11 protein-coding genes are annotated in these 13,466 nt (G+C 57.9%); 8 read left to right on the forward strand and 3 right to left on the reverse strand.

Translation table 11 applies throughout. From position 1 onward, the window contains the following. Nucleotides 1-207 precede the first annotated feature (207 nt). From ACYVGC_RS14295 to ACYVGC_RS14315, 5 genes are all read left to right on the forward strand, one after another. Nucleotides 208-2,259 (forward strand): BatA domain-containing protein, encoded by a 2,052-nt coding sequence (locus ACYVGC_RS14295; RefSeq protein ID WP_460584519.1) that lies wholly within the window; start codon nt 208-210, stop codon nt 2,257-2,259. Nucleotides 2,260-2,314: 55 nt separating this feature from the next. Continuing rightward, nucleotides 2,315-2,875, forward strand: coding sequence for a DUF4199 domain-containing protein (locus ACYVGC_RS14300; protein ID WP_460584520.1), 561 nt, complete (start codon nt 2,315-2,317; stop codon nt 2,873-2,875). A 33-nt stretch (nt 2,876-2,908) separates the two neighbouring features. Then, nucleotides 2,909-3,448 (forward strand): DUF4199 domain-containing protein, encoded by a 540-nt coding sequence (locus ACYVGC_RS14305; RefSeq protein ID WP_460584521.1) that lies wholly within the window; start codon nt 2,909-2,911, stop codon nt 3,446-3,448. Next, nucleotides 3,441-4,415, forward strand: coding sequence for a glycosyltransferase family 2 protein (locus ACYVGC_RS14310; protein WP_460584522.1), 975 nt, complete (start codon nt 3,441-3,443; stop codon nt 4,413-4,415). Before ACYVGC_RS14305 ends, ACYVGC_RS14310 begins: the two co-directional genes overlap by 8 nt. A gap of 90 nt (nt 4,416-4,505) precedes the next feature. Continuing rightward, a complete protein-coding gene (locus ACYVGC_RS14315) occupies nt 4,506-5,639 on the forward strand; it encodes a glycosyltransferase family protein (protein ID WP_460584523.1) in 1,134 nt (377 codons plus the stop codon). A gap of 94 nt (nt 5,640-5,733) precedes the next feature. Here the strand turns inward: ACYVGC_RS14315 and ACYVGC_RS14320 are convergent, their stop codons facing one another. The 3 genes from ACYVGC_RS14320 to purB all read right to left on the reverse strand — a co-directional run bounded on the left by ACYVGC_RS14320 (nt 5,734) and on the right by purB (nt 9,384). After that, nucleotides 5,734-6,843, reverse strand: a complete 1,110-nt coding sequence (locus ACYVGC_RS14320) for a glycosyltransferase family 9 protein (protein WP_460584524.1) — start codon at nt 6,841-6,843, stop codon at nt 5,734-5,736. A 411-nt stretch (nt 6,844-7,254) separates the two neighbouring features. Then, complete coding sequence (locus ACYVGC_RS14325) at nt 7,255-7,923, reverse strand: helix-turn-helix transcriptional regulator (RefSeq protein ID WP_460584525.1); 669 nt, start codon at nt 7,921-7,923, stop codon at nt 7,255-7,257. Between the two features lie 129 nt (nt 7,924-8,052). Beyond that, nucleotides 8,053-9,384, reverse strand: a complete 1,332-nt coding sequence (gene purB / locus ACYVGC_RS14330) for an adenylosuccinate lyase (RefSeq protein ID WP_460584526.1) — start codon at nt 9,382-9,384, stop codon at nt 8,053-8,055. A gap of 145 nt (nt 9,385-9,529) precedes the next feature. Between purB and ACYVGC_RS14335 the strand changes: the two genes are divergently transcribed. The 3 genes from ACYVGC_RS14335 (at nt 9,530) to ACYVGC_RS14345 (ending at nt 13,405) form a co-directional block, all read left to right on the forward strand. Further along, complete coding sequence (locus tag ACYVGC_RS14335) at nt 9,530-11,689, forward strand: transglycosylase domain-containing protein (protein ID WP_460584527.1); 2,160 nt, start codon at nt 9,530-9,532, stop codon at nt 11,687-11,689. Between the two features lie 93 nt (nt 11,690-11,782). Further along, entirely contained in the window at nt 11,783-12,355 is a 573-nt protein-coding gene (locus ACYVGC_RS14340; protein WP_460584528.1) for a glutathione peroxidase, read from the forward strand. Between the two features lie 156 nt (nt 12,356-12,511). Continuing rightward, nucleotides 12,512-13,405: a prenyltransferase gene (locus ACYVGC_RS14345; protein WP_460584529.1), complete on the forward strand. Its 894-nt coding sequence runs from the start codon at nt 12,512-12,514 to the stop codon at nt 13,403-13,405. Nucleotides 13,406-13,466 lie beyond the last annotated feature (61 nt).

Genomic DNA, 13,466 nt, shown 5'->3' on the forward strand with positions numbered 1-13,466 from the left:
CCAACTTTACACGTGAGCCCTCCTGTTTCGCTTTCACCAGCGATTAGCAGGAGGGCTCTTGCGTTTATAAGAGAATTAGGAAAAAGGTTTTTCAACAGATTAATTGAACGAAGGACGGTTGTGGTGCTTTCTGTAGCTTGCATTGAATAAATAGGGTAATTTTACTGTTCTCTCTTCACACTTGATGTTAGGCAGACTTACAGCATAATGCAGCTATTATATCCGGGATTTTTGTGGGGAATATTGGTGGTTGCGGTGCCAATTGCTATTCACTTGTTGCAGTTGAGGAAACCTCAGCGAGTACTTTTCACTAATACGGGGTTTATCCGGGAAGTGGAATTGACTACTATGCGGCGACGGCAATTACAAGAATTACTTGTGTTGCTGGTGCGGGTGTTGGCAGTTGTAGCGTTAGTACTATTGTTTTGCCAGCCAATTATTCCAGCTGATAGACAACCAGTAGCAACGAGTGACGGGTTGGTAAATGTCCTTGTTGATAAATCGGGTAGTATGCAAGCGCTTGGCCAAGTTCAGGGCCAGTTGCGCCAAGAGGCTGTGAAGAGTGGCGAAGCTTTGGGAAGGAGCTATGGAACTACTGCTCGGTTTAAGTTGGTTGGCCAAAGCAAAGGCATTATGCAGGAAACTGCTTATTTAGCAGCAGTGAATGACCAGCGAACTGGGGTACACGGCTGGGGTAGTGCTGGTATGCGGCAAGCTTTACAGGCGGAGCAGCAGGGACCTCTTTATGTATTTAGTGATTTCCAGAAAAGTGAGATGCAACCGCAGGTTTTGCAGCAAGCGCAGACGCGGCAAAATGTGGTTTTAGTACCGTTGGTGGCTAAACCAACCGCTAATATCTACGTGGATAGTGTGTGGCTGAACGACGCCTTTATACGCGCACAAACTAATCTGGATCTGCACGTTAAGCTGCGTAACGGCGGCGCGGTGGCTATAGCTAATTGCCCTGTGAAAGTAATGCTGGGCGACCAGCAAGCGGCCACATTTCAAGTGTCGGTGGGCGCTGGGCTGGCTACTGAGGTAGTAGCGCAGATTCAATTGCCAGATGCAAAGCTGGCACGTGGGCGAATTATTACGCAGGACGCCCCCGTGAATTTTGATAACGCTTATTATTTTACTTTGCAGCCAGCGGCGGTAATCAATGTGGTAGAGATTGGGGATGAGCCGGCCACGCGCTCAGCTTATGCAAATGAGCCGCTTTTTACCTATGCCTTTATGAAGCCGCAGGTAGTTAACTACGGGCTTTTGAAACGGGCTAACTTGGTGTTGGTACGGGAGGTGCTTCAGGTTGAAGCGAGCTTACGCGAGGCGCTGGTTGGGGTAGTGCGGCGGGGAGGGACCGTGGTGATAGTGCCGACAGCTAATCCAACTGCTCATACAACCTACCATGAGTTGTTGAAGGGATTGGGGATTGGCGGAGAGCAATGGCAACCAGTAGCAACTAGTACGCCGGTACGCCAGGAGGTGCTGATGCCCAGTGCCCGTGACCCATTTTTCAAGGACGTATTTGGGGCGCAGTCACCGCGCGTAGCAATGCCGCAGGTGGCACCAGTGCTGCGCATAGGACAAGCAGGCACGGATATTCTGCGGCTTCGCGATGGTGATGGGTTTTTGACGGAGTTTGGCAGTGGAGCGGGCCGGGTGTACGTTTTTGCGGCCCCCTTTGCTCAAACGTATTCCGATTTTTCGAACCACTCTCTGTTTGTGCCCGTGCTGTACAGGCTGGCTATGCTCAGCTACCATACTGACCACTTGCCAGCTTACCGGCTTTCAACGCCGGCGCTGGCCTTGGCAGTGCCAGATGGGGAAGGCCAGCTAACAGCAAATGGGGCGAGCTACCGTTTGGTGCACGATAGCGCTACATATATTCCGAGGCAACGGGTGCAGGGGGGGCAGTTGCACCTTGATGTGCCCGCTGGCCTGAGCGAACCGGGGTTTTACACATTGCAGCGCCAAGGCAAAGTGCTTACAATCCTGGCTTTTAATGCGGCGAAGCAAGAATCGGAGCTGGCGGCCTATTCGGCGGCGGAACTGCGCCAATTTATTGGGCCAAATCAGCCGAATGTGCAGGTACTGGAAAACGGGGCGCAGCCAGAAACGCTGGCGCGTTTTCGAGCGGGCCAAACGGGGCAGCCATTGTGGCGCTACTGCCTGCTGGCGGCGCTAGGCTGCCTGTTGGCCGAGGGGTTGCTGCTGCGGTTTGGGCGGCAGCGGATGGGGGCCCGTACCGTGATGGCCTGAGTGGGCAAAAGCTGGCGAAACGGCCGGGCGTATCTTGCGGGCCGATTGAGAGCTTATGCAACCTACAAACCCAACGATTAAGCTAGCGCCAGCTTCCCCCCCTGCTTCGGCGCTGATAGTAAGGCTGGGCCTGCGCTTTGGCGCGGGGGCCGGCGTGCTATGCGCGGCTTGGCTATTGTTCTTGCAACTATCTGGTAATAATCCATTTAGTCCTAAACAAATAATGGGGCTGTTGGTAGTGCCATTTGCGGCGGCATATAGCCAGTGGCTATTAAGACGAAAAATGGCCCCGACACGGCCGGGCGCAAAACGAACGTTGGCTGTGGGTAGCTTAGTAGTTGTACTGGCGGCAACTATTGCGGCGGTTAGTACTTGGGGACTGGGGCAGGTGCTAGGAGAGAAAGCATTGGCGCCCAGCCGAGCCGAACTCATAGAAATAACGCGTGTGCAACAGCAAATCCGTGATAAAGCTAAGCGCAACGCGATATTTGAGCAGCAAGAACTGCAACAGGCGGCCAACCTAACATTTATCGACTTAGCTAGGGGTACTTTCACTTGGACTATCATACTAGGGATGATAGGAGCAGTGCCGAGTGGCCTATTTTTGCGCAAGTAGCAGGCTGTTCTGCTTACTTAGACCCCCTGTTTTATGGAAACAACTACTAACGAGTTAGTTACATCAACTAGTGTTGGCTTACGCTTTGGGCTGTTTCTAGGATTAATTTGGGTAATCGTCGATTTTCTACTGCGGCAAATCGGGTTAGGCTTTCTAAGCTATGGTTCGGTTACACTTGCCGCATCTATTCTGGTAAGTGTAACAATAATTATACTGGCGCATCGGGCATTCAAGAAAGGAAATGCCAACCTAATGAGTTACAGTAAGGGAGTGGTTATCACGCTACTTATAATGATTATCTGGAGTGCATTTTCAGCAATTTTCAATTATTTATACGTGCATTACATTGACCCTGAGTTTGTTGATAAAATGCAGGCTAGTATGGTGGAATTTATGGAGCGTAACCGGGTTCCAGAAGACCAAATTGCGAAAAGTACGGTTCGCTTTGAAGAAATGAAGAGCGGCTTCGGCAAAGCATTTATTTCATCATTAAGTACTGGTTTAACAATAGGGGTTATTTTGGGGCTTATTATATCTATTTTTACTAAGCGTAACCATCCCGAATTTGAATAAGCCGGCTGCTTTTCCGGTGGAGATTTCCATCGTGATTCCCTTGCTGAACGAGGAGGAATCGCTACCCGAACTAACGCGCTGGATTGCGCGGGTGCTGACGGCGTGCGGGTTGTCGTACGAAGTTATTTTGATTGATGATGGCTCGACGGACGACTCGTGGGCGGTGATTGAGGCGCTGGCGGGACAGGATATGGCCCTGCGCGGCATCCGCTTCAACCGCAACTACGGCAAGTCGGCGGCGTTGAACGTGGGTTTTGAGGCGGCGCGCGGGCGCGTGGTGTGCACCATGGACGCTGACCTGCAAGACTCACCTGAGGAGCTGCCAGAATTGTACCGCATGGTGACGGAGGATGGTTATGACCTAGTGAGCGGCTGGAAGCAGAAGCGCTTTGACCCGCTTTCAAAGACGATTCCGACCAAGCTGTTCAATGGCGCGACGCGGGTAATTTCGGGCATTCAATTGCACGATTTCAACTGTGGCCTCAAGGCCTACGACCAGCGCGTGGTGAAAGCCATTGAGGTGTACGGTGAGATGCATCGCTACATTCCGGTGATAGCTAAGTGGAACGGATTCAAGAAGATAGGCGAGAAGGTGGTGCAGCACCAGGAGCGCAAATACGGCGTGACCAAGTTTGGGCTGGAGCGCTTCGTGTTTGGCTTCTTGGACCTGGCTAGCATCACGTTTGTGAGTCGGTTTCGGCGGCGACCCATGCACTTTTTTGGGACGCTGGGGACGCTCTCGTTCTTCATCGGCATGATACTGACGCTGTGGCTGACGGGCGAAAAGGTGTGGCTGTCGCTGCACAACCTGCGGGCGCGCAACGTGACGGACCAGCCCCTGTTTTTTATGGCGCTGGTGGCCGTTATCATTGGCGTACAGCTGTTTCTGGCCGGTTTCCTGGCTGAGATGGTGCAGTTGAACGGGCCGCGCCGCAACGACTATCTGGTGCGCGAAACACTGCGGTAATTTCAGTTAACAGGTATCAATTAACATTTAACAGGTCTGAGACTGCGAAATGTTAAAGGACTTTTTTGCGTGTTAATTGATAGCTATTAAATGAAAATTGTAATTATTGGGCCAGCTTACCCGTTGCGCGGCGGGCTGGCCACTTATAATGAGCGGTTGGCGCGGGCTTTTCGGGCGACGGGCGATGAAGTGCGACTCGTCACATTTTCGCTGCAATACCCGGGGTTTTTATTTCCGGGGCAGACGCAGTTTAGCACCGAAGAAGCACCGGCTGACCTCGATATTGAAGTAAGTCTGAACTCGGTGAACCCGTTGTCGTGGCTGGCGGTGGGGCGGCGCATGCGGCGCGAACAGCCTGATTTAGTGGTGTTTCGGTTTTGGCTGCCGTTTATGGGGCCGGCGCTGGGCACGGTGGCGCGGCTGGTGCGTGGCAACGGCCACACGCGGATAGTGGCGATTACCGATAACGTGATTCCGCACGAGCGGCGGCCGGGCGATGGGCCGCTCACGCGCTACTTTTTGAGCGCCTGCGATGGCTTTGTGACCATGAGCCGCAGCGTGCTGGCCGATTTGCAGCTACTGGGATTTAGCAAGAAGCCAGCGCTGTATCGGCCTCATCCCCTGTATGATAGCTTTGGTCCGGCCAAGCCGAAGGCCGAGGCGTTGGCGGCGCTGGGATTGTCGCCGACGTTTCGCTACGTGCTGTTCTTTGGGTTTATCCGGGCGTATAAGGGGCTGGATATTTTGCTGGAAGCGCTGGCCGACGCGCGGGTGGCCGCGCTGCCGGTGAAGCTGATTGTGGCGGGTGAATTTTACGAAGATGCCGCGCCGTATGAGGCTATTATTCAGCGGCTTGGCCTGGAAAGTCGGTTGGTGCGCGCCACCGACTTTATTCCTAACGAGCAGGTGGCCAATTACTTCTGCGCGGCCGATATGATTATGCAGCCCTACAAAAATGCTACCCAAAGTGGCGTGTCGCAGGTGGCGTACCATTTTGGGCGGCCCATGCTGGTGACTGATGTGGGCGGGCTGGCCGAGCTGATTCCGGCCGGCGTGGTGGGCTACGTGGTGCCGCCCACGGCCCCGGCCATCGCTGAGGCACTAGTTGATTTTTATGCGAATGACCGCGAAGAAGCGTTTGCAACTGGCGTGCGGCGAGAAGCCAAGAAATTCTCCTGGGAGGTGATGGTAGCTGCGCTCAAGGAAGTGGCTGGTATAAGCTAAAGAGCTGCCAATTATTAAGAGCTGCCAGTACTGCGCCCCGCCCAGCTGCCCTACTCATGTGGGGCAGCTGGGCGGGGCGCAGTACTGGCAGAAATTACCCCAGCGGCACACTCTCCCGCACGGCGGTAAAGGCCTTTTCGGCGGGCAGGTCTTCCATGCAGCTGGTGCCTAGGCGGCAGCTGCCGCGGTAGAAGCACACGCACTGCTTGTTGGGCCCCACGATTTGGCCGCGGCCGTAGAGGTCGAATTCGTGGGGATTGAAGATGTTGTTCATGAGGATGGTGGGCTTGCGCAGGGCAATGCTAATGTGCATGCCCATAGTTACTTGCGTCACGATGCCAGCCATCTGGTGCATGAGGTTGATGAACTGGGGCAGCGGAAAAGTGCCCAGGTAAGCCGCGCCGGTAGCGGCTTGCAGCTCCAGGTTGCGGGGGGCTTCGGCCTCGCCACCGAGCAGCACGGGCGCGTAGCCGGCGGCTTGCAGCTTCTGAATGAGCGTTATCCACTTTTCGGTGCTCCAGAGGCGGGTGGTCCAGCGGTCGCCGCAGCCGGTGTTGAGGCCGATGCGCGGGCCCGCGCTGGCGGGCGGCAGCGCCGACCAGTCGTAGCCCTTGTCGTCGTGGGTGTCAAACACGTATTCTTCGCCCCGGAAGTCGAAGCCGCACAGCTCAAATATTTCCTGCACGTAGGGCTTGGTGTTGCCAATACTGAGCTGGTCGAACACGCCGGTAAGGTACTTGTGGTCGGCCAGGTTGTTGATGGGCCACGGCACGCCGTCGTAGGGACGCAGGGTGTAACCAAACTTGCTGTCGGCCTGCACGTTGAGTAACAGCGCGCAGGCTTCTTTCTCCTTATCGAGGTTGATGGCGATATCGAAATGCCGAGCTTGCAGCTGCAAGGCGCTGGCGTAGTCGAACTTCAAAATCTCCTCTACCTCGCGTTGCGGCAGGATGGCGGGCGTGAGCGTGAGCCACGTGATGTAGCAGCCCGGGTGCTCTTGCCGCAGCCGCCGCAGCAGGGGCGTGGTGCGGATTACGTCGCCAATAGCCCCTAGCTTGATAAGGAGAATGCGCTTGGTAACCGGCTCATACACTGGGCAATCGCCACACGTGTAGCCGTGCTCTTTGTTGGGGCGGCAGGGAAGGTCGCCGCGAAAAAACCGGCAGTCGGGGCGAACGGGGATATCGTGGAGTAAGTGCGACACGCAACAAGGAGGAAGATTGGCAAGCAACAAAAATAGCTGGCCCCGGCCATCTCCCTGCACGCAGGCAAGAATAGCCGGGGCCAGCTGGAAGTTGGCCGCTTGTTTTAATAAGTCAGAAAGGCGGGGTGCGCTGGCTTGGTATCGTGCCTCGGGGCGGAGGTAGCCCGCGCAGCTAGGGAGTGAGGTACGCTAGGCGCAGTGGGCCTAATTAAGGTGGCGGAAGCTGGGCCGAAACCCAAAACAGTGCGGAGCAGCAGCGAACAGTACGGGTATCAGCATAGCGGAGGGGGTTAGAAGAAGAAGGGTGATGACAGCGGTAAAGGTCTTCGCTGACTTAGCCTGATGCAATACCTGCTTGCAGGTATTTTTTTGAGTATCAGCCTACTGCATAGCAGCGGCTGCCCACGGCAATTATATTAAGTCGAAGGCCCGGGCGTATTGGCCCAGCTCGAAGGCTGACTCAGCGCCTAGCTTGCGGCGCAGGTTACGGCGGTGCGTTTCGGCAGTTTGGGGCGAAATGAACAGGTGACTCGCAATTTCGGGGGCCGAGTGGCCCAGGGCCAGGGCGCGCAGCACCTCGCGCTCGCGGGTGGTGAGGGTGGCAAACCGGCCGTGGTGGGTGCGTAGAAAAGTGTTCTCGTCCAGTAGCCGCTGCACTTTATGCGTGAGGTGGTGCTTGGGGTCGATGGAGTGGGCGGCCGACACAACGAGCAGCGGCTGGCCCGCCACGTCGCGCAGAAGCAGGCGCGTGGCAGTTAGGTACCACTCGAAGGCCTGCGCCGGCCCGGTGCGTACCTGCTGAAAAAACGATATTGTCTGGTTGAAGTCGTTCCGCTGCATCAGCCCGTAGAGCTTGGGCACAAATTCGTGCGCTTCCTGCGGGTTGAAAAACCGCTCGTGGTACTGGGCGCCCATGGCGTGCAGCGTGGGCAAACTGGTATGCAGTAGTTGCAGGCCCAGGCTGGACATATATTCCACCCGGTCTACCTGCAAATTGGCGACGATGATGATGCCGGGGTAGGCGTCGGCGGTGGCCGCAATCTCCCGCACTTTGGCTTCGATAAGCTCGTTGTTATTCATAAGCAGCAAGCGCAAGCCGATGGGTGAAAATCAGTTTGCGCTTGCTAGTTACTGAAAAACGCGTGAATAATCCACTGGTAATATCCGGGTGGTTAAGCTGACGGGTTGAGCGGTTTATTTAATTGAAAATTAGCGCCCTACGTAGCTGTTCGGCGTGAGGGCACGCAGCTCGGCTTTCACGCTCTCTGGCACCTCAAGCTCCTCCACAAAGCCGGCGATGGTAGCGGCCGAAATGGCCCCGCCGGTGCGCGTGAGCTGCTTGAGGGCGTTGTAGGGGTCGGGGTAGTTTTCGCGGCGCAGTATCGTCTGGATGGGTTCGGCCAGCACGGCCCAGTTGGCCTCCAGGTCGCGCTGCAAGGCACTTTCGTCGAGGGCCAGCTTGCCCAGGCCGCGCCCGATGGCACCCAGCGCAATGAGCAGGTGGCCCAGCGGCACGCCCAGGTTGCGCAGCACCGTCGAGTCGGTGAGGTCGCGCTGTAAACGGGAAATCGGCAGCTTGGCGGCAAAGTGCTCCAGCAGGGCGTTGGCCAGGCCCAGGTTTCCCTCGGCGTTTTCGAAGTCGATAGGATTGACCTTGTGCGGCATGGCCGACGAGCCCACTTCACCGGCCTTCAGCGTCTGCTTGAAGTAGCCCAGCGAAATATATTGCCACACGTCGCGGCACAGGTCGATGAGGATGGTGTTGAGGCGCTTCCAGCCGTCGCAAAAGGCCGCCAAGTTGTCGTAGGGCTCAATTTGGGTGGTGGGGAAGGTGCGGTGCAGCCCCAGCGTATCGTTCACAAAGCCCTGAGCGAAGGCGTGCCAATTGGTGCCGGGGTAGGCCACAAAGTGGGCGTTGAAGCCGCCGGTAGCCCCGCCAAACTTGGCCGCGTAGGGCACCTGGCTCAGCAAGGCCAGCTGGCCTTCGAGCCGCGCTACGAATACCGTTAGCTCTTTGCCCAGGCGGGTGGGGGAGGCGGGCTGGCCGTGGGTGCGGGCCAGCATAGGAATATCGTTCCAGCCGGCAGCCAGGTCTGTCAACTGGCTCAGCATCTGCGTGAAGCGGGGCAGCAGCACGTCGTTCATCGCCTCTTTGAGGCTCAGCGGGATGGCCGTGTTATTGATGTCCTGCGAAGTCAGGCCAAAGTGAATAAACTCCAGAAACTGGTCGAGCCCGAGCTTGGTAAACTCGTCGCGCAGGTAGTATTCCACGGCTTTCACATCGTGGTTGGTCACGGCTTCGTGGGTTTTGATGGCCTGGGCCTCGGCCTCGCCAAACTGCTCATACAGCCCGCGCAGGACCGGGAACACGCTGGCGGGCACGGCCGCCAACTGGGGCAGCGGTAGCTGGCAAAGGGCAATGAAATACTCGACTTCCACCTGCACGCGGTAGCGCATCAGGGCCAGCTCCGAAAAGTAGGGGCCAAGTGGGGCAGTTTGGCGCTGGTAGCGGCCGTCGAGGGGCGAAAGGGCAGTGAGCATGGGGAGGGGAGCCGGGCATTGGGGCCCACAAAGCTACTGAGGGCCGCTGGCCGGGTGAGCGCCAACTGCAAAAGCTGCGCCCCTTCCTGCCACCTCCCTGCCGGAAAACAAACAAACCAGAAACGATAATCTTACCTTTGCGCCAATGCGCGTATCAGCTGTTGCCAAAAAACGAATTATCTATACCCTGGGCGGCCTGCTGGCGGTAGTGCTGCTTGCCTTGGGGGTCTTTTTATGGAAGCGCCAGCAGCTGCTCAACTACGCCCTGGGCGAGGTGAAAACGCGCGTCGAGCGCAAGTATCCCGTGACCCTCACGCTGGGTGCCGCCCACTTTACGGGCCTTCGCACCGTGGAGATTGGGGGTATGAGTCTGGTACCCACGGCCTTAGCTGGCAAGGCGGCCGCTGGCGATACGCTGCTCACGGCCCGCCGCCTGGTGGCCGGCCTCAGCCTGCGCTCGCTGTTTGCGGGCCGGCCGGTGTTCAGCGAGCTGCAAATTGACCGTGCTCACCTCACGGCGCACAAGGATGCCCGTGGTGGCACCAACTTCTCGTTTCTACTCAAGAAAAAAAGCGCCATTCCGGTGGCTCGCGACACGGCCCTGGGCCGCAACTACGGCCTGCTGCTCAACCAGGTGCTCGACGCGGGGTTTGGCAACGTGCCCGGCGAGGCCAGTTTTCGGCAGTTTGTGGTGAGCTACGGCAGCCCCCACCACCACGTGCAGCTCACGATGCCGCGCCTCAGCATCAACGATGGCGAGGTGGAAGGCCGCCTCACGGCCAACGTCGATTCGGTGGTGAACGAGCTGGGCGTGAGCGGTACCGTTGAGCCCGGCGACTACGCCATGAACGTGCGGCTATTCGGGGTAAGTGGCCCGGTGCAAGTGCCTTACGTGGCGCGCCGCTTCGGGGCGCTGGTGTCGTTCGATACTATCAGGGTGCAGCTGACCGGCAAAGACTTTGTGGCCGATGACAAGACAGGCGGCCAGCTCACGGTGCGCGGCTCGGTGGCGGCCCGCAATTTCAGCTTTTTCCACAAGCGGCTGTCGTCGCAGGATATTGTGGTGCACCGCGGCCAGCTCGACTTCGTGGCCACGCTGGGCCGGGGCACGGTAGCGCTCGACCCTGGCACGCGGGCGGTGCTCAACCAGCTCGTTTTTCACCCCGAAATTGCGGTGCGCCTCAAGCCTAAGCTGGCCGTGAGCCTGAAGGTAGACTCGGACCCCACGCCCACCAACGCGTTTTTCAACTCGCTGCCCGAGGGCATGTTCGATGTGGTGGCCGGCACGGCGGGCACCGGCACGCTCGCCTACCACCTTAAGGCTGATGTGGACCTGAAGCAGGTGGACAGCCTGCACCTGGCTTCGTCGCTGGTGCCTAGTAAAGACTTCACCATCACGCACTTTGGTAAGGAAGACCTGCGGATGCTGGAAGGGGAATTCCCCTTCACAGCCTACAACGACAAGGGCGATTCGCTGCGCACCTTCCAGGTGGGGCCGAGCAACCCCGACTTCACGCCCTTCAACGAGGTGTCGCCCTACATGCCGGCCGTTATCCAAACGACTGAAGACCCGCAGTTCTTTAAGCACAAGGGCTTTATGGAAAAAGCCTTTGTAAATGCGGCCATCGCCGACATTAAGGAAAAGCGCTTCGCCCGCGGCGGCAGTACGCTAAGTATGCAGCTGGTAAAGAACGTGTTTCTGAGCCGCGAAAAAACGGTTGGCCGCAAAGCCGAGGAAATGCTAATGGTATGGCTGATAGAGAATTGGCTCGTTGACCGCACGCATTCGCTCACCAAGCAGCGCATGTTTGAGATTTACCTCAACATGGTGGAGTGGGGCCCCACGGCCTACCGCTGGCCCAGTGGCAAGCGCGGCGTGTACGGCATTGGCGAGGCGGCGCTGTTTTACTACGCCAAGCGACCCAGTGAGCTCAACTTGGGCGAGTGCATTTACCTGGCCAGCATCATCCCCAAGCCTAAGTACTACCGCGAATCGTTCAATATCTACGGCGAGCTGCGCGGGGCCACGCGCTGGTATTTCCGCTTCATTGCCGATATCATGCAGAATAAGGGCCTGATTACGGCCAACCAGCGCGATAACCTCAACTACTCGGTGAGTCTCAAAGGGCCCGCCAATAAGTACATCGTGCGGGCCATCCGCGACACGGTGCGGACTGTGCAGCCCGGCGACACTACCGAGCTGGCCCCCCTCAACCTGGTTGATTTGCTCAATACCGGTGCGCAGCCCGCCCCGGTAACGGTGCCGCCTGGCCCCACGACCCCAGCGCCCGGCACCAAGCCCTAATCCTAACCTTAGCTTAGGGTGGCACCCTTTTTGAACCTCTGGCCGGGCTGTTGGTTATCAGCAGCTTTCCTCTACCTAACTGCCGACTTCGTCATGAAATTTACTGCCCTTGCCCTGGCTGCGGCCACTACCCTCAGCCTGGCTTTCACCACCCACCGCCCCGCGCCCATGCACCCCACCGAAACCGCCGCTGCCGGCACCGTTTACGACTTCACCGTGAAGACTATCGATGGCAAAGACGTGAAGCTGAGCAAGTATAAGGGCAAGAAAATCCTCATCGTGAACACCGCTTCCAAGTGCGGCTTCACCCCGCAGTATAAGGAGCTGGAAGAGTTGTCGAAGAAATACGCCGGTAAAGTAGTCGTGCTGGGCTTTCCGTCCAACAGCTTTAACCAGGAGCTGGCCTCGAACGAGGAAGTGGCTTCGTTTTGCGAGAAGAACTACGGCGTAACGTTCCCGCTGTTTTCGACCGTAGCCGTGAAGGGCGACGATGCCACGCCGCTTTATAAGTTCTTGGCTGACAAGGATAAGAACGGGGTAGTAAGCGACGCGCCGAGCTGGAATTTCTGCAAATACTTGGTTGATGAAAAAGGCCACGTCGTGGCTTTTTACCCATCCAAGGTGAAGCCGAGCGACCCCGAGCTGGTGTCGGCCATCACGAAGTAAACAACCTCATCCGTCATTGCGAGCGCAACGCAGTGGAGCGTGGCAATCGCCCCCGAACGACACTCAACTGGGTTGTTCGGGGGCGATTGCCACGCTCCACTGCGTTGCGCTCGCAATGACAGGTGGTTTTTAGTACTCAATAAGTAAGCAAACGGCATGTCACCCTGGATTTCGGCGTTTCGCCCCCGCACGCTGCCGCTGGCACTGGCCAGCATCCTCACCGGCGGCTTCCTGGCCAAGGCGGCCGGTCAGTTTAATGGCCCAGTGGTGGCGATGGCCGCCTTTACCACCATCCTGCTCCAAATCCTGAGCAACCTCGCCAACGACTACGGCGATTCCCAAAACGGGGCCGATAGCGTGCACCGCCAGGGCCCGCTGCGCGCCGTGCAGAGCGGGGCCATCACGCCGGTCGAGATGAAGCGCGCTATGTGGGGCTTTGGGGCGGCGGCGCTGGTGAGCGGTGTGGCGCTGCTGCTGCTGGCCCTGGGCCTGGCGGGCGCGTGGGTGCTGCTGGCGTTTTTTGTATTGGGGCTGGCCGCCATTTGGGCAGCCGTGAACTACACGGCGGGCAGCAACCCCTACGGCTACGCGGGTCTGGGCGATATCTCGGTATTCCTGTTTTTTGGGTTAGTAGGTGTGTGCGGCACCTACTTTTTGCAGGCGCGCAGCCTGCCAGTGGTTGTGCTGCTGCCCGCCGCCGCGCTGGGCTGCTTCGCTACGGCGGTGCTGAATGTCAACAACATCCGCGACATTGCGTCGGATGAGCTGGCGGGCAAAATCACGGTGCCGGTGCGGCTGGGGCCGCGCCATGCGCGCCGCTACCACTGGCTGCTGCTGCTGCTGGGCATCGGGGGCGCGGTGGTGTACGTAGCGCTCACCTACCATTCGCCTTGGCAATGGCTGTTTGTGCTGAGCCTGCCGCTATTCGCTTTCAATGGCTACCAGGTATGGGCGCGCCAGGAGTCGATGCGCCTCGACCCGCTGCTGAAGCAAATGGCGCTAAGCACGTTGGTGTTTACGGTGCTGTTTGGGCTAGGGCAGGTGTTGTAGGTAGCGCGGACTCGCAGAGTCCGCGCGTGGCGTCGTTGTTCAATAGTTACACAACGATGCC

This window comes from Hymenobacter arcticus, assembly GCF_054779975.1.